The organism is Streptomyces sp. NPDC045470 (genome assembly GCF_040646595.1).
Taxonomy (GTDB): Bacteria; Actinomycetota; Actinomycetes; order Streptomycetales; family Streptomycetaceae; genus Streptomyces.
Genome location: NZ_JBEZAN010000001.1, coordinates 509,016 through 531,379, shown reverse-complemented (window position 1 = coordinate 531,379; position 22,364 = coordinate 509,016). Strand labels below are relative to the sequence as shown.

20 protein-coding genes are annotated in these 22,364 nt (G+C 71.5%); 9 read left to right on the top strand and 11 right to left on the bottom strand.

What is annotated here, in order from left to right:
* Nucleotides 1–104 precede the first annotated feature (104 nt).
* Together AB0A97_RS02255 and AB0A97_RS02250 are read right to left on the bottom strand one after the other, a co-directional pair.
* The gene (locus AB0A97_RS02255) at nucleotides 105–752 is read right to left on the bottom strand and encodes a response regulator transcription factor (RefSeq protein WP_361143232.1); all 648 of its coding nucleotides are present in this window, start codon (nucleotides 750–752) and stop codon (nucleotides 105–107) included.
* Nucleotides 716–2,065: a sensor domain-containing protein gene (locus AB0A97_RS02250; RefSeq protein ID WP_361143229.1), complete on the bottom strand. Its 1,350-nt coding sequence runs from the start codon at nucleotides 2,063–2,065 to the stop codon at nucleotides 716–718. Before AB0A97_RS02250 ends, AB0A97_RS02255 begins: the two co-directional genes overlap by 37 nt.
* A 265-nt stretch (nucleotides 2,066–2,330) precedes the next feature.
* Between AB0A97_RS02250 and AB0A97_RS02245 the strand changes: the two genes are divergently transcribed.
* Both AB0A97_RS02245 and AB0A97_RS02240 read left to right on the top strand, forming a co-directional pair.
* Entirely contained in the window at nucleotides 2,331–3,149 is an 819-nt protein-coding gene (locus AB0A97_RS02245) for a GNAT family N-acyltransferase (protein WP_361143226.1), read from the top strand.
* Entirely contained in the window at nucleotides 3,146–4,057 is a 912-nt protein-coding gene (locus AB0A97_RS02240; RefSeq protein WP_361143223.1) for a lysophospholipid acyltransferase family protein, read from the top strand. The genes AB0A97_RS02245 and AB0A97_RS02240 overlap by 4 nt, the downstream gene beginning before the upstream one ends.
* On the opposite strand, the gene AB0A97_RS02235 is transcribed toward AB0A97_RS02240, so the two are convergent.
* The 4 genes from AB0A97_RS02235 to AB0A97_RS02220 form a co-directional block, all read right to left on the bottom strand.
* Nucleotides 4,033–4,650, bottom strand: a complete 618-nt coding sequence (locus AB0A97_RS02235) for a winged helix-turn-helix domain-containing protein (protein WP_361143220.1) — start codon at nucleotides 4,648–4,650, stop codon at nucleotides 4,033–4,035. The two genes, AB0A97_RS02240 and AB0A97_RS02235, sit on opposite strands and share 25 nt — an antisense overlap.
* Before the next feature lie 244 nt (nucleotides 4,651–4,894).
* Nucleotides 4,895–5,644 carry a rhomboid-like protein gene (locus tag AB0A97_RS02230; protein ID WP_361143218.1) on the bottom strand — a complete coding sequence of 250 codons (750 nt, stop codon included), beginning with the start codon at nucleotides 5,642–5,644 and terminating at the stop codon, nucleotides 4,895–4,897.
* A 69-nt stretch (nucleotides 5,645–5,713) separates the two neighbouring features.
* Complete coding sequence (locus AB0A97_RS02225; RefSeq protein ID WP_030019856.1) at nucleotides 5,714–5,977, bottom strand: carboxypeptidase-like regulatory domain-containing protein; 264 nt, start codon at nucleotides 5,975–5,977, stop codon at nucleotides 5,714–5,716.
* A 32-nt stretch (nucleotides 5,978–6,009) separates the two neighbouring features.
* Complete coding sequence (locus AB0A97_RS02220) at nucleotides 6,010–6,939, bottom strand: endopeptidase (protein ID WP_361143215.1); 930 nt, start codon at nucleotides 6,937–6,939, stop codon at nucleotides 6,010–6,012.
* A gap of 492 nt (nucleotides 6,940–7,431) precedes the next feature.
* Between AB0A97_RS02220 and AB0A97_RS02215 the strand changes: the two genes are divergently transcribed.
* Nucleotides 7,432–8,400, top strand: coding sequence for a Gfo/Idh/MocA family oxidoreductase (locus AB0A97_RS02215; protein ID WP_361143212.1), 969 nt, complete (start codon nucleotides 7,432–7,434; stop codon nucleotides 8,398–8,400).
* Here the strand turns inward: AB0A97_RS02215 and AB0A97_RS02210 are convergent.
* The gene (locus AB0A97_RS02210; protein ID WP_331787454.1) at nucleotides 8,393–8,866 is read right to left on the bottom strand and encodes a hypothetical protein; all 474 of its coding nucleotides are present in this window, start codon (nucleotides 8,864–8,866) and stop codon (nucleotides 8,393–8,395) included. The two genes, AB0A97_RS02215 and AB0A97_RS02210, sit on opposite strands and share 8 nt — an antisense overlap.
* Nucleotides 8,867–9,245: 379 nt before the next feature.
* On the opposite strand from AB0A97_RS02210, the gene AB0A97_RS02205 reads away from it, so the two are divergent.
* From AB0A97_RS02205 to AB0A97_RS02185, 5 genes are all read left to right on the top strand, one after another.
* The gene (locus tag AB0A97_RS02205) at nucleotides 9,246–10,790 is read left to right on the top strand and encodes an AMP-binding protein (protein ID WP_361143208.1); all 1,545 of its coding nucleotides are present in this window, start codon (nucleotides 9,246–9,248) and stop codon (nucleotides 10,788–10,790) included.
* Nucleotides 10,791–11,033: 243 nt separating this feature from the next.
* Nucleotides 11,034–11,765 (top strand): response regulator transcription factor, encoded by a 732-nt coding sequence (locus AB0A97_RS02200; protein ID WP_361143207.1) that lies wholly within the window; start codon nucleotides 11,034–11,036, stop codon nucleotides 11,763–11,765.
* Complete coding sequence (locus AB0A97_RS02195) at nucleotides 11,762–13,600, top strand: HAMP domain-containing sensor histidine kinase (RefSeq protein ID WP_361143204.1); 1,839 nt, start codon at nucleotides 11,762–11,764, stop codon at nucleotides 13,598–13,600. The genes AB0A97_RS02200 and AB0A97_RS02195 overlap by 4 nt, the downstream gene beginning before the upstream one ends.
* Complete coding sequence (locus AB0A97_RS02190) at nucleotides 13,597–14,211, top strand: hypothetical protein (protein WP_361143201.1); 615 nt, start codon at nucleotides 13,597–13,599, stop codon at nucleotides 14,209–14,211. The genes AB0A97_RS02195 and AB0A97_RS02190 overlap by 4 nt, the downstream gene beginning before the upstream one ends.
* A gap of 216 nt (nucleotides 14,212–14,427) precedes the next feature.
* Complete coding sequence (locus AB0A97_RS02185) at nucleotides 14,428–14,787, top strand: hypothetical protein (protein WP_361143198.1); 360 nt, start codon at nucleotides 14,428–14,430, stop codon at nucleotides 14,785–14,787.
* 179 nt (nucleotides 14,788–14,966) lie between these two features.
* Here AB0A97_RS02185 and AB0A97_RS02180 read toward each other — a convergent pair whose 3' ends face one another.
* The 3 genes from AB0A97_RS02180 to glnA all read right to left on the bottom strand — a co-directional run bounded on the left by AB0A97_RS02180 (nucleotide 14,967) and on the right by glnA (nucleotide 20,568).
* On the bottom strand, nucleotides 14,967–17,243 hold the full coding sequence (locus tag AB0A97_RS02180) for a terpene synthase family protein (protein WP_361143195.1): 2,277 nt from the start codon (nucleotides 17,241–17,243) through the stop codon (nucleotides 14,967–14,969).
* Between the two features lie 663 nt (nucleotides 17,244–17,906).
* Nucleotides 17,907–18,806 carry a hypothetical protein gene (locus AB0A97_RS02175; protein WP_361143192.1) on the bottom strand — a complete coding sequence of 300 codons (900 nt, stop codon included), beginning with the start codon at nucleotides 18,804–18,806 and terminating at the stop codon, nucleotides 17,907–17,909.
* A 352-nt stretch (nucleotides 18,807–19,158) separates the two neighbouring features.
* On the bottom strand, nucleotides 19,159–20,568 hold the full coding sequence (gene glnA, locus AB0A97_RS02170; protein ID WP_030022007.1) for a type I glutamate--ammonia ligase: 1,410 nt from the start codon (nucleotides 20,566–20,568) through the stop codon (nucleotides 19,159–19,161).
* A gap of 407 nt (nucleotides 20,569–20,975) precedes the next feature.
* On the opposite strand from glnA, the gene AB0A97_RS02165 reads away from it, so the two are divergent.
* Nucleotides 20,976–21,443 (top strand): RDD family protein, encoded by a 468-nt coding sequence (locus tag AB0A97_RS02165; protein WP_125047487.1) that lies wholly within the window; start codon nucleotides 20,976–20,978, stop codon nucleotides 21,441–21,443.
* A 206-nt stretch (nucleotides 21,444–21,649) separates the two neighbouring features.
* On the opposite strand, the gene AB0A97_RS02160 is transcribed toward AB0A97_RS02165, so the two are convergent.
* Nucleotides 21,650–22,363, bottom strand: coding sequence for a DUF4191 domain-containing protein (locus tag AB0A97_RS02160; RefSeq protein WP_361143188.1), 714 nt, complete (start codon nucleotides 22,361–22,363; stop codon nucleotides 21,650–21,652).
* Between the last annotated feature and the right edge of the window lies 1 nt (nucleotide 22,364).

Below are 22,364 nucleotides of genomic sequence, written 5' to 3'. Positions count from 1 at the left end.
GGTCCGTACGGGTCTGCGTACGGATCGTCAGCGTACGCGGTGGCCGGATGAGCTTCCAGCGGTCCTCCGAGGTGTGCTACAGGAGCCCGGTGGGGCGGGTGGGTTCAGTCCCGGTCCAGGTAGGCCAGCACCGCCAGGACCCGGCGGTTGTCGTCGTCGGACGGCGGCAGTGCCAGCTTCCCGAAGATGTTGGAGGTGTGCTTGGCGACGGCACGTTCGGTGACGACCAGCTTGGCCGCGATGGCCGTGTTGGAGCGCCCTTCGGCCATCAGCTCCAGCACCTCGGTCTCCCGCGGCGTCAGCCGGGCCAGCGGCCGGTCCCGGGACCGGCGGGACAGCAGCTGGGAGATCACCTGCGGGTCCATGGCCGTTCCGCCGGCGGCCACCCGCCGTACCGCGTCGATGAACTGCTCGGCGTCGAAGACCCGGTCCTTGAGCAGATAGCCGACGCCCCCGGTGCCGTCGGCCAGCAGCTCGCGCGCGTACAGATGCTCCACGTGCTGGGAGAGGACGAGCACCGGCAGGCCGGGCCGGGCGCGGCGGGCGGCCAGCGCGCACTGCAGGCCCTCGTCGGTGAGGGAGGGCGGCAGCCGGACGTCGACGACCGCGACGTCCGGCTGCTCCTCGGCCAGCGCCCGAGCCAGGTCGGGTCCGTTGTCGACCGCGGCGGCGATCTCGAAGTCGAATGCCTCCAGCATCCGTATCAGACCGTCTCTCAGGAGGAAGAGGTCTTCGGCGAGCACAACGCGCACGGGATCTCCAGCGTGACCAGGGTGGGGCCGCCCGCCGGGCTGCTGACGGCCAAGATGCCGTCGAATGTACCGAGTCGCCGTTCGAGTCCGCGCAGGCCGGAGTGTGTACCGGGCCGGCCGGGCAGTCCCGCACCGGACCGGCCGGGTGATCGAGTACCTGCTTGGCCGGGCACCCCCGCGCCGTCCGCGGGCGGCAGGACCACGCCGCCCCGGCCGTCGTCGCCGACGGTGAGCCGCAGCCGCCCGTCGGCGTACTCCAGGTCCACCCACGCCCGCGCCGCGTCCGCGTGCTTGGCGGTGTTGGTGAGCAGCTCGCTCACCGAGAAGTACGCGGCCGACTCCACCGGCGCCTCCAGGCGGCCCGGGAGCCGCCCGGTCACCTCCACCGGCAGCGGCATCCGCAGGGCCAGGGCCCGTACGGCGTCGTCCAGGCCGCGTTCCGCGAGGACCGGCGGGTGGATGCCGCGCACCAGGTCGCGCAGTTCGGTCAACGCCTCCGCCGAGGACGTACGGGCGCGGGCGACCAGCTCCTTGGCCTTGGCCGGGTCCCGCTCGATCAACGCCTCGATGGTGCCCAGGTCCATGCCCATGGCGACCAGCCGGGCCTGCGCGCCGTCGTGCAGGTCGCGTTCGATGCGGCGCAGTTCGGCCGCCGAGGCGTCCACCGCGTCGTGCCGGGTCTCGGTGAGCCGTGCCACGCGGGCCGCCAGCTCGGCCTTGGGCGGCGTGAGGAACACCGCGGCGAGGCGGAAGTGCAGGGCGAGCAGCTTCGGGTTGAAGCGGGACGCGGCGAGTGCCGCCGCGCCCAGCACCGGCATGAGGGCCACCTGCACCGGGTCCGAGGCGTACAGGAATCCGTACGTCTGGCCGCCGAGGTCCATCCCGCTCCAGACCAGCACCGGGATGACGAATCCCTCGATACCGAACACGATCAGCAGGACCGGAAGCAGCGCCGTGAGGAGCCCGGCCACCATGTCCACCAGCAGCCACAGCAGCTCCCGCCAGGTCGCCGGGTCGGTCAGTACGTGCTCGCAGCGCTGCACCACACCGGGCAGGCCGGGCTGCCGGGCGGGTGGTGGCCGGTAGCCGGCCGGTATGCGGGTCGCCACCCAGTCCTGCGCCCACGCGCGCCGCTGGTCGGCGAAGAGGCGGGTCAGTCGCACGACGTGCGGCAGGGTCAGCCAGCCGAGGCCGATCGGCAGCAGGGCGAGCGAGATGAGGGTGAGCGAGAAGAGCAGGACCGACCCCACCAGCGAGACGGCGGCGAGCCCCACCCCCCGGGCTGCGGCAACCAGTGTTCGGCGGACCCTCATCCGTACGCTCCCTGCGCTTCACGCGCCCGGACGTCGGGCACGGGAACAGTCTGCCGGGTGGAGAAGACCAGGTCACTGGGTGTCGCCCCCCGACGGGAGTGTAGCTGGCACCACCGTGACCGGCGGCCCGGCTTCTCCTTCCGCGCTGTCCGTGCCCGTGCCCGTTCCCGCGTCTGTGCCCGTGCCCGTGCCCCCGATGTCTCCTCCCGCACCCGTGACCCCTGCCGGCCTCACCACGTCTCGACTTCCCCGGACGGAGAGCCCCATGAGCGTCCCCGCGACCGTGTCCGCCGCCACGCCGCCCACCCCGCCGATCCCCGCCCCGGCCCCCGCACCGGCCACCCCGCCGACCGCGTACGAGACCTCGATCGCCGGCACGCCGGACCTGATACGCGCAGCCCAGCGCCTGCGCCACCAGGTCTTCGGCGAGGAGCTGGGCGCCACTCTGCACTCGCCCCTGGCGGGCCACGACATCGACCCCGTCGACGACCTCGCCGACCACCTGATCGTCACCGAGACCGCGACCGGTGACGTGGTCGGCACCTACCGGCTGGTGCCGCCGGGCCGCGGCGACCGCCTCTACTCCGACGGCGAGTTCGACCTGACGGCACTGGCCGCGCTGCGCCCCTCGCTCATCGAGGCCGGGCGTTCCTGCGTCCGTCCGGACCACCGCGGCGGCGCCGTGATCAACCTGATGTGGGCCGCGCTGGCCCGTTACACCCTGCTCTCCGGGCACCGCTACCTGGCGGGCTGCGCCTCCGTACCGCTGGGGGACGGCGGCGCGGCCGCGGCCGCCGCCTGGGAGCTGGGCCGCACCCGGCACGCCGCGCCGCCCGGGCTGCGCGTCTCCCCGCACCGGCCGTGGCGCCCCGAAGGACCGGGACCGGACGCGCGGCCGAACCCGTCGCTGCTGCCGCCGCTGCTCCGTGGCTACCTGCGGATCGGCGCCTGGGTGTGCGGGCCGCCCGCGCACGACCCGGAGTTCGATGTGGCCGACTTCTTCGTCGTGCTGGACATGGAGCGCCTCAACGACCGGTACCGCCGCTTCTTCCTGGGTGCCCAGCCGTCCGGGAGCCGGGCGTGAGTACCTGGGAAGTACGGTCCGGGTGCACGACGGGCTGTGCCGCGCACGCCGTGCCGCGCGTTCCGTTCACGGAGACCGCCCGGCGCTGCGCCACCTTCGCGCACGCCGCGGGCCGCGCGCTGCGCGACGGCGAGCGGATGGCCGAACCGGCGCGGCTGCGGGCCCACGCCCGTGCGGTGCTGGGCTCGGTCGGGGTGCGGCTCGTCATCGAGACGGCGGAGACAGGGGAGGCGGGAGAGACGGCAGAGGCAGGACAGGCGGGGGAGGCTGCCGGGACGGGGCGGACGGCGGCGGGCGCGGCGGGCCTCTCGGTCCCGGTGGCGCGCCCTCGCGGCACCCTCGTCGTCGCCAACCACATCTCCTGGCTGGACATCCCCGCCCTGCTCGCCGTCGAGCCGGTGACCCTGCTCGCCAAGCGCGAGGTCGGCGACTGGCCGCTGGTCGGCACCCTCGCCCGCCGCGCCGGAACCCGTTTCATCGACCGCGACAGCCCACGGCAACTGCCCGCCACCGTGGCGTCCTTGGCGGAGCTGCTGCGCTCCGGACGGTCGGTGGCCGCGTTCCCGCAGGCCACCACCTGGTGCTCGGTGGCGTACGGCGCCTTCCGGCGGGCCACCTTCCAGGCGGCGCTGGACGCGGGCGCCCCCGTGCGGCCGGTGACGATCGCGTACGAGCAGCACGGGCTGCCCAGCACGGTCGCGGGCTTCCTCGGCGACGAGGAGTTCCTGTCCTCCGTACGGCGGGTGCTCGGCGCGAGCGGCCTGACGGTCCGCGTCACCGTGCACCCGCCGCTGCTGCCGCACTCCGGCGCGCACGACCGGCGCGCGCTGGCGGAACGCGCCCGCGCGGCCGTCACCACAGGGCCCGTCCCCGTGCGTACCGGTCAGGCGCTCGGCACGTACTTGTAGCCGACGCGCCGTACGGTCACGATCGACGAGCGCAGGCCCGCGCCCAACTTGCGGCGCAGCCGGGCGACATGCACGTCGACCGTACGGCCGTCGCCGACGTGCCCGTACCCCCACACCGTGGTCACCAGTTGGTCGCGGGTGTGCACCCGGTGCGGGTGCGCCACGAGGTGGGCGAGCAGCTCGAACTCCAGGTACGTCAGGTCCAGGGCCCGGCCGTGGACGTGCACGGTCCGCTGCTCGGGGTCGATACGGACGTTCGCGTCACCGGTCGTGGCGGCGGTTGTGGCGGCCTGTTCCCCGGCCGTCACGGGCCGCGCGGCGGCGGTGGCCGCGGCCGGCGCCTGTTCCGCCGGGACGAGCACGAGGTAGCCGACCATCGCCGGCTGCCCCGGGAGTTCCGGCAGGCTGTGCTGCGGCGCGGGGAGCCAGGTCGCGCCGGAGGTGAGCAGGTCGGCGACCGGCGGCAGCTCGTCGGGTGCCACGGCGCGCAGGCGCTGTCGCTGCCTGCCGGGCACGGTGGGGACGGGAGGGGCGGTGGCCGTCGCCGAGGCGGAGGCGGCGGAAGCGGCAGGCATGGTACGGACGTTCGTCATGATCGTCAGCTCTTTCGCGCAGAGGGGCGTCGGTGGACGTCGTGCGCGCGGGCAGGGCTGGAGACGCGCTGGAAGGCGTCTGAGAGGCGTGTGCGGGCCCGCGCTCAGTGCGCGCGGCAACACAGACGGTCGAAGTGATGTCCCTGCCGGGACGGCCAGAAGGGCTCAAGGTCACTGCGACCCGTAGCGGTGTCGGTAAGGCTGGCCATGCCCCCATTCAATCAGACAGCCGCTGATCTGTCCCTCACGCGGCCTGCGGACCGGTACGGAACGGACGGCGACGCGGTGCTGCTGCACGGCGGCGCAGCAGGGCGGCCGTACGGCGGCCGCGCGGGTCGGCGGTGCCGCGGCCGCGCGGGGCGGCGGGGGACGGGAGGCGCAGGGGGACGGCCACCCGGTGGCGGACCTTGAACGCGGCCGCCACGCCCATCCCCAGCAGCAGCGCCGTCAGATGCCCCACGTCCGTGAAGTCCCGCCGCCGGGCCAGGACCGGGCCGACGCCCAGCGCCAGCACCCCCGCGGTGGCCGCCGCCCGCGCGCCGCGGTGCGGTACGGAGACGGCGAGCGCGCCCACCGTGGCGTAGAAGCCGTAACTCGCGCCCACGTCCACCGCGCGCTCGGTGTCGGGCGTGACCGCGTCGTGGGACAGCGCCCTGGCTGCCCGCAGCCCGCCGTACACGAGCACGCTGGCGCCGATGTGCCCGGCGGCGAACATCCCGGCGGCGCGCCGGGTGCCCCACGCCGCCTCGGCCGTGCCGAGCGCCGCGAGCAGCGCGAGTCCGTACGGGACGGGCAGCGGCCTCTCCACGAACACGGCGCTGGTGGCCAGCGTCCGCCAGCGGCCCGCGCGCAGGTTGTCGACGTTGGTGGAGTGCGCGCGCAGCAGCTCGGCGCGCTCCCGCGCGGGCAGCCGCGCGGTGGCGTACGCGCCGAGCTGGACGGCGCCGACGTACAGCGGGGTGAGCCAGGGGGCGTAGGCGGAGGGCGCTTTCATGCCCTCCATCATCCCCGGCCGCGGGCCGTACCGGCCGCGGCGCCGGGGCCTGCGTGCCGCGGCCCCGGTTCAGGCGAGGCGGATCTCGACCGGGTCGGCCGACCCGCCCCGCACCGTGACCGCGGTCCCGGCGACCTGTGACGCGCCGCCCCGCTCCGACCGGCACTCGACGGTGTACCCGCCGTCGGTGCCGGCGGAGAGGGTGAAGCGCCCCTCGTCGTCCGTGAGCGCGGCCACGTCCGGGAAGGACCCGGGGCCCGCGGCGAGGTACACCCGGGCGTCCGGGACGGGCCGGCCGTCCGCGTCCACCACGACTCCGGAGATCACCGCCATACCGGGACCTTTCGTTTCCTGCTGCCGGTCGGTCAGGCTTTCCACGCCACGTAGTTGTTGTACACCGGCGTGGTGATCCGCGTACCCGAGTTGGTGACCGCGCCGCCGTACGCGTGGATCGCGATGCCGTACCGGCCGCCGTTGTAGAAGTGGTAGACGGAGCTGCCGCTCTGGCCGCCCGCCGTGTCGATGTCGTAGTACACCTTGCGCGGACCGACGGAGGCGACGCCGCGCGCGTCGTACCACTGCGTACCGGCCGGCTTGTCGCCCGGGTACCCGGAGATGTTGCCGACGGTCTTGAGCAGGTCGGCGTCGGACCACACGCCGAACCCGAACCAGCCGGTGGTGTTGCCCAGGTTGTTGGGCAGGATGATCGCGCCGTAGTCGTAGTTCTCGTCGCCGTTGTTGGCCCAGCCGTTGACCGTGCGGAAGCTGGTGCTGGTGACGACGCCGTACGGAAGGGTGTTGCCGTTGCGGCCCGGCATCACGTTGATGCTCTTGACCCAGCCGTCGCGCCCGGCGACGCCGCTGTTCTTGATGTAGACGACGTGCCCCGCGGTGGCCAGCGTGTGCGGGCCGATGAACCAGCCGGTGCCGATCCAGCGGGAGTTGTCCGCCGCGGTGATCAGCAACGAGCAGTGCACCCGCCACGGGTACACGGACGTGTCGGTGATCTGCACCCGGTCGTCCGGGCCGTGCACGGTCTCGGCGGCGACCGGGGGCGGGCCGAAGGACGCCTCGCCGATGTCCGGCAGCACCGCGGTCGGCGGCTGCCAGAGCTGCTCGGGCGTGCCCTCGGGGCGGTTGTAGCCCCGTACGTTCTCCAGGCCGTCGGCAGTCGCCCTGGCCGCGTCGCCCTGCGGCCCCTCGGACGGCTGCTGTACGGCCAACTCCTCAGCGGTGTAGACGACGTGCTGTTCCTCCGGCTCGTTCGAGACAGTGGTGTGGAACTCGATCGGCATTGCTGGTCACCGGGCCTCTCGGGTCTCGCGGTGCGCGGTGGGAGTTCTCCTCGAAGGAGTCCTCTCCTTGTACTGCGGTCCCGGGAGCCGGACAACGAAAGATGCGGCGAATTCTTGCGGATGGCCCTCTGCTACGTCATCCGTCCCGAACTGCCCCGCCATCAGCACGAGATCTCCCGCGAAAACGGGACGGCCCGGCCACGGAGAACTTCCGCACCGGGAACGGGCCCGGCCGGCCCTTGCGGGCCGGTGCGCGGCGCGCCACGACGCGCGCGTCGTGCGCGCGGGCGCGGGATGCGGGGATGCGGGGCGGGATGCACGGATGCGGGCGTGCCGGGGGTGCCGGTGGGGGCGGGGAGCGGTGTGCGGGGCGGTCCGATGCTGTGGAGTGCAACGGTGCGCGGGGCGGCTCGGCGCCGGGAGGACGCGTCGGCTTCGCGCCACATGCCGGCGTCCGGAGGCGCCCTTGCGCAGCGGGGCACACTGGCGGGCATGACGACGACCTTGCGCATCGGACTCCTCGGCACCGGCCCCTGGGCACAGCGCGTCCACGCCCCCGCCCTCGCCGCCCACCCCGGCATCTCCTTCACGGGTGTCTGGGGACGCCGCCCGGAAGCCGCCGCCGAGCTGGCAGCGCGCCACGGCACCCGCCCGTACGCGAGCCCCGAGGACCTGTTCGCCGACACCGACGCCGTCGCCGTCGCGCTGCCGCCGTCCGTCCAGGCGGACCTCGCCGTACGGGCCGCCGAAGCCGGCCGGCACCTGCTCCTGGACAAGCCCGTCGCCACCACCGTCGCCGAAGCGCGCGCGGTGGTCGACGCCGCCGACCGGGCCGGCGTCGCCTCCGTCGTGTTCTTCACCGCGCGCTTCGGCGTCGCGGAGGGGGAGTGGACCGACCGGGCGGCCGCGGCCGGTGGCTGGTTCACCGCGCACGCCGACTGGCTCGGCTCGGTCTTCGCGGCCGACAGCGACAGCCCGTACGTGGATTCCCCCTGGCGCCGCGAGAAGGGCGCCCTGTGGGACGTCGGCCCGCACGCGCTGTCCCTCCTGCTGCCCGCCCTCGGGGACGTGGAACACGTCACGGCCGCCCGGGGCCCCGGCGACACCGTGCTGCTCACGCTGCGGCACGCGGGCGGCGCGGCGAGTTCGGCGACCGTCAGCCTGACCGCCCCGCGCGCGGCCTCCGGGGTCTCCGTCACGCTGCACGGCGCCTCGGGCACCACCGTGCTCCCGAGCCGTCAGGACGGCCCGGACGTGGCGTACGCGCGTGCCGTGGACGCGCTGCTCACCGCCGTACGCACCGGTGAACGGCACTCTTGCGACGTACGGTTCGGCCTGCGGGTGACGGAGGTGCTGGCGGCGGCGGAGGCGTCGCTGGGAGCGGGTGGAGAGGGCCCGGCGGGCGGCGCGGTCCCAGCGGGCGGGGGAGCGTCCGGGGAGGGCGCCGCGCCCCTCATTTGATCAGCGCGTTCGCCACCGCGATCAGCAGCCCGAGCGCGGCGTCGGCCACCCCGATGAGCGCGGCCCCGCGCCTGCGGTAGCCCATCCGCAGCGCGGCGGCCGTGCCCCAGCCGAACAGCAGCGTCGCGTTGAGCGCGAGCCCGGCCGCCGTGGTGGGCCCTTCGGGCCAGCCCCAGCCACCGGCGGCCAGCAGCAGCACCACGGTGGGCAGCGAAGCGACGACGAGCGGCCACTCGTCGATCAGCCGGTGCCCCAGCGCGTACCAGCGGTGGCCCGCGCTGTCGCCGCGGTGGGTGGACATGTGGTGGGCGTAGCCGTGCGCGAGCGCCGCGGTGGCGGCCGTGACCAGGACCCACAGCGCGTCGTACACGGGCGTGAACGGCGTTCCCTCGCTCTGCAGGGCGGCCAGCAGCGCACTGGCGAGCACCGTTCCGTACACGCCTCCGAACAGCATGTTGGAACGCACGAAAAGCTCTCTTCCCCGCGAAACCGCGTTACGGGCATGGAGTGACGAGTCGTCCACGTTAATCGGCGGCCCCGTCCCTTTCCTCACCGTAACGGGGGAGAAAGAAATGGCCGAAGGTATGACAACGCGTGGCGACGGGGGATTTCCGTACCGCGGCGAATGCGGGGCGACCCGCGCGCACGGCGGGCATCCGCCCCCGCGCCGCCTTCCCCTTATGCCTTTCCGGTATCGCTACATGCCGGAATTGGTCTTGGAAGGCATGAGAGATCCCGCCTAACGTCGTCCTCGCGCCCTTCGCGCTCCCCATCCGCACGTATTCCCCATCCGCACGCACGCCGCGCCGCGCGCCGGTGCGCTGTACGACAAGGAGGCGCAGCTCATGACGGCGTTCACGAGTTACGTCGAAAGCATTCTCCAGGAACTGGCGGACCACCCGGACCGCCGGGTGCTGACCACCTCCGCGGGGCAGGACATCACCGCCGCGGAGTTCCACGACAGCGTGCACCGCACGGCGGCGGAACTGGCCGACCGCGGCATCGGGCGCGGCCACACCGTCTCGATGCTGTCCGGCAACCGGCCGGAAGCACTGTCCGCCCGGTACGCCGTCAACCTGCTGGGCGCCAGGATCGTCCTGCTGTACGAGGGCCAGGCCCCGGAGACCCAGGCGCGCGTCGTGGAGAGCGCCGAGACCGTCCTGCTCCTCGTCGGTCCGGAATCGGCCAAGCCCGCCGCGGAACTGCTCGCCCATCTGGACGGCGCCGCGCCGGAGGTCCTGCTGCTCGGTCCCGGTGACCCCGGCGCCCTGGACGCCGAGGACCTGACCGCCGCGGCCGCCGCCCGCCCGTCGGGCCGTACGGTCGAGAGCGCGGCCCGTCCCGACGACGACTGGTGCATCCGCTACACGGGCGGCACGACCGGTGTCCCCAAAGGCATCCAGATGGCGCACCGCCCGTACGCGCAAGCGGTCGCGTACCCCTTCGCGTCCGCCGGCGACCCGCCCCGCCTGCTGGCCTGCACCTCGCTCGCCCATCTGGCCGGACAACTGTCCGACATGACCCTGGCCGCCGGGGGCAGCGTCGTCCTCCAGGACGGCTTCGACGCCGGCGCGGTCCTCGCCGCGGTCGCCCGCGAACGCATCACTCACATGTGGCTGCTGCCGCCCCTCCTCTACCACCTGCTCGACCACCCCGATCTGGCCACCACTGACCTCAGCAGCCTCACCCGCATCACCTATGGCGGCTGCCCGGCCTCCCCCGCCCGGCTGCGGCAGGGACTCGACCTCCTCGGCCCGGTCCTCTACGGCTGGTACGGCCAGTCCGAGGCCCTGCTGCTCACCGAGATGAGCCCCGAGGAGCACGGCCGGACCGGGCAGGGCGGCCAGATCACCGTCGGCCGGCCCGTACCCGGCGTGACCGTCGAGATCCGCGACGAGGACGGCCACCGCCTCCCGCCGGACACCAGCGGCGAGGTGTACGTCCGCTCCGAGGGCATGATGACCGGCTACTGGAAGAAGCCCGAACTGACCGCACAGGTCATCCGCGACGGCTGGGTACGCACCGGCGACGTCGGCTACCTGGACGACGCGGGCTACCTCTACCTGATGGACCGGGTCAAGGACATGGTCATCGTGGTGGGCGGGCACGTCTACCCGGGTGAGCTGGAGGATCTGCTGCACACCCACCCGGACGTCGCGCACTGCGCGGTCTTCGGCGTCCGTACCGTCGACGAGGTGGAAGAGGTGCACGTCGCCGTCGTCCCCGCGCCGGGACGCACGGTCGACCCCGCCGCGATCACCGCGTTCGTGGTGGCGCACAAGGGCGCGATGTACGCGCCGAGCGGTGTGCACCAGGTGGACACGATTCCGCTCACGTCCGTCGGCAAGCCGGACAAGAAGCGGCTGAAGGCGGAGCTGGTGGAGAGGTAGCGGGACAGCGGGGCGGGGGCGTCCGCTGCCGCCCCGCGCACCGGCTACCGGCGACCGCCCCGGGCCCCGGGAACCGCCGGACCAGGACGGTCGCCGTCGTCAGCGGCTCGCCCCATCCGTCATCAATTCCTCACACGATGCGCGACACGACGTCATGAACGGCACGCACCATGGTCAGCCCCTGCCCCCGCCGTACGCTTTCGACGAGCGTCCGCCCGGCCACCGCTTCGGAGAACCCGCCCCATGACCCGTGTGCTGCTCATCGAGGACGACCCCGCCGTACGCAAGGGCGTCCACCTCGCGCTGCGCCGCCGCGGGCACGAGGTCGAGACGGCGGCCAGCGGCGAGACCGGACTCCTCGCCCTGGACCGCTTCCGGCCGGAGCTGGTGCTGCTGGACCTGATGCTGCCCGGCATGAGCGGACTGGAGGTGTGCCGCCGCATCCGCGAGACGCAGCAGATCCCGATCATCATCCTGTCCGCGCGCGGCGACGACATCGACATGGTGGTGGGGCTGGAGGCCGGCGCGGACGACTACGTGGTCAAACCCGCCGGCGGCGAAGTGCTCCAGGCGCGGATGCGGGCGGTGCTGCGGCGGGTGGTGGGGGAGGGGCGCGGCGACGGGACGCGGCAGGCGGATTCCGTGGCCGCGGCTTCGCCGCCCCCCTCCTCTTCTTCCACGGCGTACGGCGCGCTGACCATCGACCGCGCGGCCCTCCTGGTCACCAAGAACGGCCACGAACTCGTACTCGCCCCCTCCGAACTGAAGCTGCTGCTCTTCCTCTCCGATGCGCCCGGCCAGGTCTTCAGCCGCCAGCAGCTCCTCGAACAGGTCTGGGAGCACAGCTTCTACGGGGACGTGCGGCTGGTGGACGCGTGCGTGATGCGGCTGCGCGCCAAGATCGAGGACGATTCGCGCGCGCCCACGTACGTCCAGACGGTACGGGGGTTCGGCTACCGCTTCGGACCGCTGTGAGCACCGGGCCGTCCCGGTGCGGGACCACACCGGCGCGGGGCAGGGGACGACTGACCGCCGCGTACACCCGGTTGCGCGGGCTGCGCACCCGCCTCATCGTCGGCTTCCTCGTCGTCTCCGCGCTCAGCGCGCTGATCACCGCGGCACTCACCTTCCGGCAGGCCCGTACGGCGATACTGGCCCGCACGCAGAACACCGCCGTGCACGACCTGCGCGCCCAACTACAGTCCCTCGGCCCCGACCTGCCCTTCCCGCCGCAACGCGAGGACCTGCAGAACCTCGTCGTCCAGCTCGACCGGGCGGGCGGCTCCCGGAACTGGCACACGTACGCGCAGTACGAGGACGGGCCGGTCGCCCCCGGGCCGTGGCGCGCGGAGGGCGGCCAGGCGGGGCGGGGGGAGAGCGGGTACGGGGACGGGGGCGCGCCGGGGCGCGGGGAGACCGGGTACGGGGGCGTGCCGGGGCGCGGGCCCGGGAGCGCGGTCACCGACGGTCTGCGCGCCGCCGTACGCCAGCACCACGCGCCCATCTTCCAGCGCGTCGACCGGGGCGGGCAGCCCTGGCTCGCGATCGGCATGCCGGTGGACTTCACCGCCTCAAGCACCCGGGAACGCGCATCCCGGACAACCAGTACACCCGGCGCCCCCTCCTCCTCGCCTTCCCCCGCCCCTTCACCCTCCCCCTCCGCCTCTCCCTCCTCGCCCGGCAACACCAAGCCCTCCGGCCTCATCGTCTACGCCGAGTTCGCCCTCGACGACGAGCAGGCCGACATCTCCGCCCTGGTCACCGCCGCCCAGGCCGGCGCACTGCCCGCGCTCGCGCTGGCCGTCGTCCCCGCGCTGTTCGCCGCCCGCCGCGTACTGCGGCCGGTACGCCGCCTGCGCGAAGCCGCCGAACGCATCACCTCCGGCGAACTGGACACCCGCTCCCCGGTGACCGGCCGCGACGAACTCGCCGACCTCACCGTCACCTTCAACGAGATGGCCCGCGCCCTGGAGAAGGACGACGCCGAACTGCGCCGCATGGAGGCCAACGCACGGCGCTTCGCCGCCGACGTCTCCCACGAACTGCGCACCCCCCTGGCCGCCATGTCCGCCGTCACCGAGGTCCTGGACGAGGACGCGGCCAAGCTGGACCCGGACACCGCCGACGCGGTGCGTCTCATCAGCGACGAGACCACCAAGCTCGCCCGCATGGTGGAAGACCTGATCGAGGTCTCGCGCTTCGACGCGGGCGCCGCCGACCTGCTCCTCGACGAGATCGACGTCGCCGTCGCCCTGCGCAAGACCCTCCACCTGCGCGGCTGGCAGGACCAGGTCGAGACCGGCCTCCCCGAGGGCCTGCGGGCCCGCCTCGACCCACGCCGTATCGACGTGGTCGTGGCCAACCTGGTGGGCAACGCGCTGCGGCACGGCGGCGCCCCCGTACGGCTGACGGCGGACACGACGCCGGGACGGCTCCGTATCGACGTGGCCGACCAGGGCCCCGGCATCGACCCGGAGGCCCTCCCGCACGTCTTCGACCGCTTCTACAAGGCCGACGCCGCCCGCGCCCGCTCCAGCGGCAGCGGCCTGGGCCTGGCCATCGCGATGGAGAACGTACGACTGCACGGGGGCACGCTGCGCGCGGCCAACGCGCCGGGCGGGGGAGCGGTGTTCACCGTGGAGCTGCCACTGGATCCACCGGTGGGCCCGGGGCCTGAGCGCGGCCCGGGGCCTGAGCGCGGCCGGGGGCCTGAGCGAGAGGCCCCCGACCCAACGACCTCCGACCCCGCCCCCACCTCTCCCACCTCTCCTGTCCCTCCAGCCCCTCCCACCCCCGGAGACCGCCCATGAGGAGCCCGACCCGAGCGGCGCCGGCCTCCTCGGTCATCGCCTCCTACCTGGCGCTCTTCGTCACGGTCCTCCTCGTACCGGTCCTCTTCCTCACCGGCTGCGGCATCGCCCCCACCGGCTACGTCCAGGCAGGCGCCCCCGCCCAGGGCATCCGGCAGCCGGGCACCGACACCTACACCGCCCGGATCTTCTTCCTCTCCCCGCTCGGCATCCATGCCGCCGCGCGCCCGGCCGACGGCCCGGTCGGCCCCCAGGAAGCCCTGGACCTGCTGATGAAGGGGCCCACCCCCGCCGAACAGGCGCGCGGGCTGGTCAGCGTGGTACCGCCGATGCCAGGCCGGCTCACCGCCGTCCCCGAGACCGGTGCCGTCAGCGTCCACCTCCCGACACCGGTGGCCCGGATGGAGGCGGCGGCGATCCACCAGATCGCGTGCACCGCCGCCCACGCCGCCCTCCCCGGCGGCCGCCCGGCCACCCAGGTCGATGTCCGGGTGTACGAGCCGGAGAGCCAGGGCCGCCCTTGGACGGTGCGCTGCTCCGGCAACGGACTGGCCCTGCCGACCGCCGGCCCCGACACCCGGCAGAACCCCACCCCGAAAGCCACCCCGTAAGCCGTCCCGAGAGCCACCCCGGAAGTCACTCCGGATGCCTCCCGGACACCTCTACGAAAACCTCCCCGCCCCCCACCCCACGAGCCTCCCGGACCCCCGGTCCCCCACCCCCGAAGTACTCCCTGACCAGGCGGCTTTGTCAGTGGTCGGCACTAAAATTGGAGGCAGTAAGGAAGCAGTCCAGGACTGCTTCTCCGCTGTCCCAGGAGGTTGCCGATGGCCGTGGCCACACTGCCCACGAGCACCGCGATCGCGAAGAAGACCACGCCGGCCACCAAGGCCGCGAAGGCCACGACGACCGCGTACGGAAAGACCGCCGCGCGCCGCGTGGTCCGCCGCACGCCGATGGCCAAGAAGCCGCTGCCCGCCGGCCTCCCGCGCGAGTGGTACGAAGCCCACAACCGCCGCCTGAAAGCCATGCGCCTGGCGATAGCCCTGCTCGACGGCGGTGTCTACACCCCGGAGCGGGCCCGCAACCGCACCATCCGCACCACCGCGGCCCGGATCGGAGTGCACCCGCCCTCCAACACGACCTGCCGCCTGGTCCGTTCCCTGATCATCGAGAACGCCCGCTGAACCGGCAGGCGACGCGCCGCCGCCTGCGCGCGAACACGAGCGACGACTCCCACCGTCCCTGACCATCCACCGCCGAGCAGCCGCCGCGCACTCCTGACATGACCGGCCCCTCCCGGCCCATCCGGGAGGGGCCACCCGTCATGCCGGAAGACGCAGGGCCACCGCCCGCGTGCTCCGCCTCACGCCACCCCGCTCATCCGCGCCGCGACCCGGGCCGCCGAAGTCCCCAGCCCCGTAGGCCGGCCGCTCCACGTACCGGACGAGACCCCGGCGCCGCCCTCCGCAGGCGCACCCGTAGTCCCCTTGTGCCGCCGCAGATCCTCCTCTCGGTACCGCCGGCACCCCTGGTGCCAGGTGAGAATCCCCGACATCCAGTTCTCCAGCTCCTTCACATACCCGTCCAGCAGCCCCCGCGCTTCGTCCGACAAAGCGAAGTCGTCGTACAGCACCGGAAGTTCATTCGCCGCCACGTGCTGGAACTCCCGCATGCGGGACGTCATGAGGTCATGGACGATCGCGAGCGCCGTCGGATAGTCGCAGTCGAAGAAGTTCTGCACCACGAGGATGCCGTTGTGCACCTCCCCTTCGTACTCGATCTCCTTCTGGTACGAGAACACGTCGTTCAGCAGCGTCGCGTAGTCGACCGCGGCGTTCTCCAGCGAACGCATCGGACCACTCCGGTACACCTCTTCCGGCACCCGCCGACCGTGCCCGATACGGCTCAGACTCATCGTCATGTCGGAGCCGAACGTCGCCCGTCGCATCTCGATGTAGTCCACCGGATCGGGAACGTGGTGCCGCGCCTGGTTCTCCAGCTCCCAGATCCACCCGGCCGTCATCACCTCGACGGAATCCCGGAACGTCCTCCGTCCCGTGGCATCCATCGACCCGGTCGTGCGACGCCACAGGTCCGCCAGCCCCCGTTCCATCGCGTTCGCCGGCTCCGGAAACGTTTCCCCCTCCTCCACCGGCATGCATGCCGAAAGCCGCTCATTGCACGCCTTCGCCCCGGCAAGGTCCCGCGCCGCCCCGAACACCACCGGGTAGTAATCGTCCCCGTACGTCCCCCAGGTCAGCCACTGCGACCCCAGGTCCAGCTCTTCCGGTGTCGCATCGGGATGCAGCCCGGCAGCGCACAACGGAAAGTCATAATCCGCCACCTTCTCGGCGCTCCAGACGTCCGACAGCGGCACTCCGGCCTGCGGCCGCAACATCCCCATCGCCGCTGCCCACTCCACCGCGTTCACCCGGGCCCGGTCCAAGTGAGGGCTCAACGTCGTCGCGAACGGCATATAAAAGTCCGGCAACTGCGAGGGCCCCACCTTCCGGAACGGCTGATGCGTGAAGTTCCGCAGCCGCTTGGCCCCCGTGACCGCTGTCGCCCGCCGGACGTCCACCCCCGAAGTCCCGATCCCCCCGAACACGAAAGGCGACCAGTCGCCCGCACCCTGCTTTACCTCCGCCCCGCCCCCATTCATATACCGACTCGACCGCATGTGCCATTCATGCCCACCCGACTGCCAGTCCTGCAACCCCTTGGCGTAAGCCAGCACATCCGCACACTCCCGCGGACTCAACCCCTTCTCCGCGAACAGCACCGGCAGCTCCGCCACCACCGTGTTCTCGAACTGCTGCACCCGAGAGGTGATCAGGTCATTGACAGCGTCCGCCGCCTCCTGAGTGCTGCACCCGAAGAAGTTCTCCAGCACCAGCACCCCATTGCTGAGCTCCCCTTCCTCCTCCGTCTCCCGCTGATACGAGAACAGATCGTTCCGCAGATGCACCCCGTCCGAGAACGAATCCTTCAGCACCCGCAACGGCCGCGACCGGGCCACCGCCGCCGGCACCTCCGCCCCCGCCGCGAACTCCACCAGCCCCGCCGACCACGGCGCACCGCCGACCTTCCGGCGCATCTCGATGTATTCGACGGGATTCGGCAACCGCCCCGCGTTGATGTTCGAAAGCTCCCACAGCGACTCGTTGAGCAAATGCTCAGTACTCTCCCGGAACCGAGCCCGCCACCCCTCCGACATCGAAGGCACCGTCCGCGCCCACAGATCCGCCAGCCCCGCCTCCACCGGATTGGTGGGCTCCGGCACCGGCGTGCCCAGTTCCATCGGCATGAACAGCGGCAGCCGGTCCAGATACGCCTTCCCGCCGACCCGGTCCTGCGTCCGCTTGAACGCCTCCAAGAAATGATCGTCGAAGAAGAAAACCCACACGTACCAGTCCGTCACCAGCGACAGCACGTCCGCCGAGCAATCCGGATGCGTATACGCACACAGCAACGCGTAATCATGCGCATCCAAATCCCCCTCCTCCCAAATCCCCGACCCCTCCAGCATCCCCATCCCCCGGGCCCACTCCTTGGAGTGCCGCCGAGCCTCCTCGACCTGCCCATTCAACCGAGCCGGATACGGCAGATAGAACCCCGGCAATTCAAACGGCTGCCCCACCACTGCAAAATCCTTTCGTCGTCCAACTCTTCCACTCCGCAGTGTGCGCACCCCCGCCACGCGGGCGAGGTCCCCCGTCCAACTCCCCGCGCCACCCACCCGGCGGCCACAGCACTACCCACTCGATCCACCGCTTACCCATCGTCTTGACGGAACGTAAGTACGTATGATTCCGGCTGCACCGCCCGACTGGATCGCACGCATTTCCGATTGCCGATCGAGTGACAGGGGCTCCCCGCGGATTTTTCATCAGCACTCCACGCACACTCCACCCAACCGATGCCGCCTACGGGAGCGGCGCCGACAGGAACAACCGGGCCACGCCTACGCAAGGACCTGCCTCGGCCAACGGTCCACACCGAGCGCTCCTTTGCCCGACAGGTTCGGCCGGGACGAGGCGGTCGAAGCGCGAGAGCCCCAGGTGGCTCATTCCCCGGGATTACGGTGCCGCCGGATCCCTGCTCGGCAGTTCACCGTGCAAATCCGTCCTCGCCGCTTCCTGTAGAGAAGCGGCGAGGATTCGGCAAATTTCGAGTCGTTGCCCCTGGTCGCAGCCTTCGAGAAGGCGTCCCAAGGAACGAAGTACGACTACGTCCCGCCAGCAGCGTGCAACAACTCCCAGGGCCACACACGCCGAAACTCCGAGCACCATCAAGGACAAGGTCATGACTCGTAACGCTCCCTGATGTACTCCACAATCTCCGTTGCTCCGCTGCCGTACAAGCACGAATCATGACGATTCAGAATCAGGGTGGAATCGCCGAGTCGAGCGGATCGAGGGGAGGTCAACTCGAGCGCCTTCTGGCGGGGCAAACCGTCGAGGAAACCGTGGGCCGCGAGGTTGGCGCAGAAGGCCCCGGCAGTGTCGCCACAGCACCATTCGATCACGAGATCGCCGGAATGGTGGGTGTAGCAGTTGGCGAAACCATGCGGTTGAGCCGCCCTGTTGACCAACCCCGGCCGACGCAGTACTCGGCTCAGCAACACATCACGCACCCGCAGTTTCTTGATCGATCTTGAGTCGATCCACTCTTCAGCCTCCTCCCGCTCCTCGCGAGAGAGACCGAGGGGGACCCGTTTCCACAGAAGCGCCTCACCATCGCGTGCGGAGGGCAGAAGCATGGGGCCGCCATCGGCTCGCGTCAAAGTGATTCGGGCCGAGCTGAGTGCGTCGAGGAGTACCACCCGCTCGTGGGTCTGACGGACGCGCAGCGCAGGTACCCCGCGGATGCCTCCGTAGAAGTGATCAAAACGCGGGAGAAGCTCACTAAGAATCTCGTTCGCCATGACGGGTTCCAAGGTCAGAGCCAGATACTGGCTCTCCTCCTGCGCTGCAAGCACCCCGAGAAGGGCGCCGTTCAGTTGGCGGTCTTGGAAGCTGCTTGCCAATACGTGGGCGACATGTGCTTCCAGACGGCGCTGATCCGGGTCCGAGGCGTCCGCTACCGGAGTCCCGAGGTAGACATCGGCCTGCTTCGCCAGTCTGGTAGCCGTCGCCAGTGTGAGCGACGTCTGGTGGTGAATCTTCTTAGCCAGACGGTTGCTGTTGCGTGATTTGGACATGCGGTGCCCCTTCCACTTGCCGCCCGGCGACGACAGGAGAGAGACAGATCGGATGTCCTGGTGCGTACTGACTGCCAACTGCGGGTGACTCTCCAGAGCCCACTGCTCGCACCGACGCCGGGATCGGATGTAGCGAGACACGCTGCCGCAGCAACGCCACACGGACGATACACCCACCGCTTGCACCCGATCCGGTAGACAGGAGTTCCGGGCGCCCCGCAGCCGGGAGTTGCGGGAACTCTTCTGGTACCTGGCGTACCGAAAATGATGAAGGCCACCCCGCGGGGTGGCCTTCATCATTTTCGGCTGGCTGGCTGGGTGGGCGGCTTTCCCTCGCCCACAGCCTCCCGGTTTAGAGGTCGAAGTACAGCTCGAACTCGTGCGGGTGCGGGCGGAGCTGGATCGGGGCGATTTCGTTGGTGCGCTTGTAGTCGATCCAGGTTTCGATGAGGTCGGAGGTGAAGACGCCGCCCTGCTGGAGGTACTCGTTGTCGGCTTCCAGGGCGTCGAGGACGGCCGGGAGGCTGGTGGGGACCTGGGGGACGCCCGCGTGTTCCTCGGGGGCGAGTTCGTAGAGGTCCTTGTCGATCGGCTCGGCGGGCTCGATCTTGTTCTTGACGCCGTCCAGGCCCGCGAGGAGGAGGGCGGAGAAGGCGAGGTACGGGTTCGAGGACGGGTCCGGGGCGCGGAACTCGACGCGCTTGGCCTTCGGGTTGGAACCCGTGATCGGGATGCGCATCGCGGCGGAGCGGTTGCGCTGCGAGTAGACCAGGTTGACCGGGGCCTCGAAGCCCGGCACCAGGCGGTGGTAGGAGTTCACGGTGGGGTTCGTGAAGGCCAGCAGCGAGGGGGCGTGCTTGAGGATGCCGCCGATGTAGTAGCGGGCGGTGTCCGAGAGGCCCGCGTAGCCCTGCTCGTCGTAGAAGAGGGGCTCGCCGCCGGTCCACAGCGACTGGTGGACGTGCATGCCGGAGCCGTTGTCGCCGAAGATCGGCTTGGGCATGAAGGTGGCGGTCTTGCCGTTGCGCCAGGCGACGTTCTTGACGATGTACTTGAACAGCATCAGGTCGTCGGCGGCGGCCAGCAGGGTGTTGAACTTGTAGTTGATCTCGGCCTGGCCGGCCGTGCCGACCTCGTGGTGCTGGCGCTCGACCTTCAGGCCGGCCGCGTCGAGCTCCAAGGAGATCTCGGCGCGCAGGTCGGCGAAGTGGTCGACCGGGGGAGCCGGGAAGTAGCCGCCCTTGTAGCGGACCTTGTAACCGCGGTTGTTGACCTCGGAGCCGGTGTTCCAGGCGCCGGCCTCGGAGTCGATGTGGTAGAAGGACTGGTTCGCCGACGTCTCGAAGCGGACGTTGTCGAAGACGTAGAACTCCGCCTCCGGACCGAAGAACGCGGTGTCGGCGATGCCGGTGGAGGCGAGGTACGCCTCGGCCTTCTTCGCCACGTTGCGCGGGTCACGGCTGTACTGCTCGCCGGTGATCGGGTCGTGGATGAAGAAGTTGATGTTGAGGGTCTTGTCGCGGCGGAACGGGTCCACGCGGGCGGTGGAGAGGTCGGCGCGCAGGGCCATGTCGGACTCGTGGATGGCCTGGAAGCCGCGGATCGAGGAGCCGTCGAAGGCGAGCTCCTCGGTCGGGTCGAACGCCTCCGCCGGAACCGTGAAGTGCTGCATCACACCGGGCAGGTCGCAGAACCGGACGTCGACGAACTTGACGTCCTCGTCCGCGATGAACTTCTTGGCCTCATCGGCGTTCTGGAACATCCAACTCCTCCTAGCCCGGTCACCGGCGGTCGGCGGCGCGGGATTGCTACTCGGAGCGCACCATGTGCGGTGGCGCGCTTGCCCGACCATAGGCAGGCGGGATTTCCCAAGCATGACCCATTTGTTTCGCCGAGGTTAACCGCCGCGCGGCCCGTACGGGGAGGTGATGTGCGGGAGGAGGGGGTGGTGGAATTGATCATTCCGGCAAGGGCTCGGGGTGTCGGACGAGCGTCGGCTGAGCACGGCTGCGTGCGGTGGCACGGGCTGGGGGGCCGGGGCCGGGCGGAGCCGTAACCGTCGCGCCGTGTGGCGGGGGCGTCGCACGGCGGCTCCCGGTACGGCCCTCGGGCGCCTTCGGCGGCGCCCCGCGAGCGGGCGAACGTATGCGGTCGCAGTACCGTGGACGGGTGGACAACAGGCAAGCAATCGGATCGTGGATCTCCGGGCCCCGCGCGGCGGCCGAGGACATGGGTGTCGAGTTCGGCTACCGCGGACAGCAGCTCGGGCTGCCCGAGGAGGGACCGGGCTCGATCGCGCGCCCCGGCCGGCGCTTCGCCGCCCTCTTCATCGACTGGGCCCTGTGCACGCTCGTCGCGTACGGGCTGCTCAGCCACGGCCGGGCCGAGTCGACGAGCAACTGGGCGCTGGCCGTCTTCGTGGTGCTCAGCGTGCTGACGGTCGGGACGGTGGGCTTCACGCCGGGCAAGCGGCTGCTGGGCCTGCGGGTGGTCGCGGAGGGCGGCGGACGGCTGCCCCTGCTGCGCGTGGTGCTGCGTACGGTGCTGCTGGCCGTGGTCATCCCCGCGGTGATCTGGGACCGCGACGGCCGCGGCCTCCACGACCGGCTGGCCCGCGCCGTACAGGTTCGGATCTAGTACAGGTTCGGATCCGAGGCGTACGGGCAGCCGTAAGGGCCGTACGGCCGGTGCGCGCTGTGCCGGGGCGTACGGGGCATACCCGGGCGTACGGGGCACCCGAGCCCCCTGAAAACCTCCGAGGGGCCCAGGACCACAAGGTCCTGGGCCCCTCGGCCGTTCCGGTGACACAGCCACGCGCCACGCACCGCGAGTGACGGCGCGCCTCAGCGCATCTTGCCGCCGCCGCCCTTCGGCATCCGCATGCCCTTGGGCATGGGGCCCTTCGGGACCGGCATGTTGCTCATGAGGTCGCCGAGCGCGCGGAGGCGGTCGTTGGTCGCGGTGACCTGGGGGCCGGGCAGGGTGCGCGGGAGCTTCAGGAGGGTCGTACGGATCTTCTTGAGCGGGATCTGGCCCTCGCCGTCACCGACCACGAAGTCGTGGACCGGGGCATCGGCGATGATGCGGGCCATCCGCTTCTTCTCCGAGGCCAGCAGGCCGCGTACGCGGTTCGGGTTGCCCTCGCCGACGAGGACGATGCCCGCCTTGCCGACGGCGCGGTGCACGACGTCCTGCTGGCGGTTCATCGCCACGGCCGGGGTGACGGTCCAGCCGCGGCCCACGTTGTCCAGTACGGCCGCCGCCGCGCCGGGCTGCCCCTCCATCTGTCCGAAGGCGGCCCGCTCGGCACGGCGGCCGAAGATGATCGCCATCGCGAGGAAGGCCAGGACGAATCCCAGGATGCCCAGGTAGACGGGGTGGCCGATCAGGAAGCCGAGGACGAGGAGAACGCCGAAAACGACGATGCCCACGCCGGCGACGACAAGACCGACCTTGGGGTCGACCCGACGGGTCATCTTGTAGGTCTGGGCGATCTGCTTCAGTCGCCCGGGGTTCGCAGCGCCCTCAGCGCTGTCTGCTTTTGCCTTCCTCGCCATG

Bases quoted from the DNA above. Each gene is read 5' to 3' on its own strand.
- AB0A97_RS02250 (WP_361143229.1), bottom strand. From the start codon at position 2,065: ATGAGGGTCCGCCGAACACTGGTTGCCGCAGCCCGGGGGGTGGGGCTC.
- AB0A97_RS02245 (WP_361143226.1), top strand. From the start codon at position 2,331: ATGAGCGTCCCCGCGACCGTGTCCGCCGCCACGCCGCCCACCCCGCCG.
- AB0A97_RS02235 (WP_361143220.1), bottom strand. From the start codon at position 4,650: ATGACGAACGTCCGTACCATGCCTGCCGCTTCCGCCGCCTCCGCCTCG.
- AB0A97_RS02230 (WP_361143218.1), bottom strand. From the start codon at position 5,644: ATGAAAGCGCCCTCCGCCTACGCCCCCTGGCTCACCCCGCTGTACGTC.
- AB0A97_RS02225 (WP_030019856.1), bottom strand. From the start codon at position 5,977: ATGGCGGTGATCTCCGGAGTCGTGGTGGACGCGGACGGCCGGCCCGTC.
- AB0A97_RS02220 (WP_361143215.1), bottom strand. From the start codon at position 6,939: ATGCCGATCGAGTTCCACACCACTGTCTCGAACGAGCCGGAGGAACAG.
- AB0A97_RS02215 (WP_361143212.1), top strand. From the start codon at position 7,432: ATGACGACGACCTTGCGCATCGGACTCCTCGGCACCGGCCCCTGGGCA.
- AB0A97_RS02205 (WP_361143208.1), top strand. From the start codon at position 9,246: ATGACGGCGTTCACGAGTTACGTCGAAAGCATTCTCCAGGAACTGGCG.
- AB0A97_RS02200 (WP_361143207.1), top strand. From the start codon at position 11,034: ATGACCCGTGTGCTGCTCATCGAGGACGACCCCGCCGTACGCAAGGGC.
- AB0A97_RS02190 (WP_361143201.1), top strand. From the start codon at position 13,597: ATGAGGAGCCCGACCCGAGCGGCGCCGGCCTCCTCGGTCATCGCCTCC.
- AB0A97_RS02185 (WP_361143198.1), top strand. From the start codon at position 14,428: ATGGCCGTGGCCACACTGCCCACGAGCACCGCGATCGCGAAGAAGACC.
- AB0A97_RS02175 (WP_361143192.1), bottom strand. From the start codon at position 18,806: ATGTCCAAATCACGCAACAGCAACCGTCTGGCTAAGAAGATTCACCAC.
- glnA (WP_030022007.1), bottom strand. From the start codon at position 20,568: ATGTTCCAGAACGCCGATGAGGCCAAGAAGTTCATCGCGGACGAGGAC.
- AB0A97_RS02160 (WP_361143188.1), bottom strand. From the start codon at position 22,363: ATGGCGAGGAAGGCAAAAGCAGACAGCGCTGAGGGCGCTGCGAACCCC.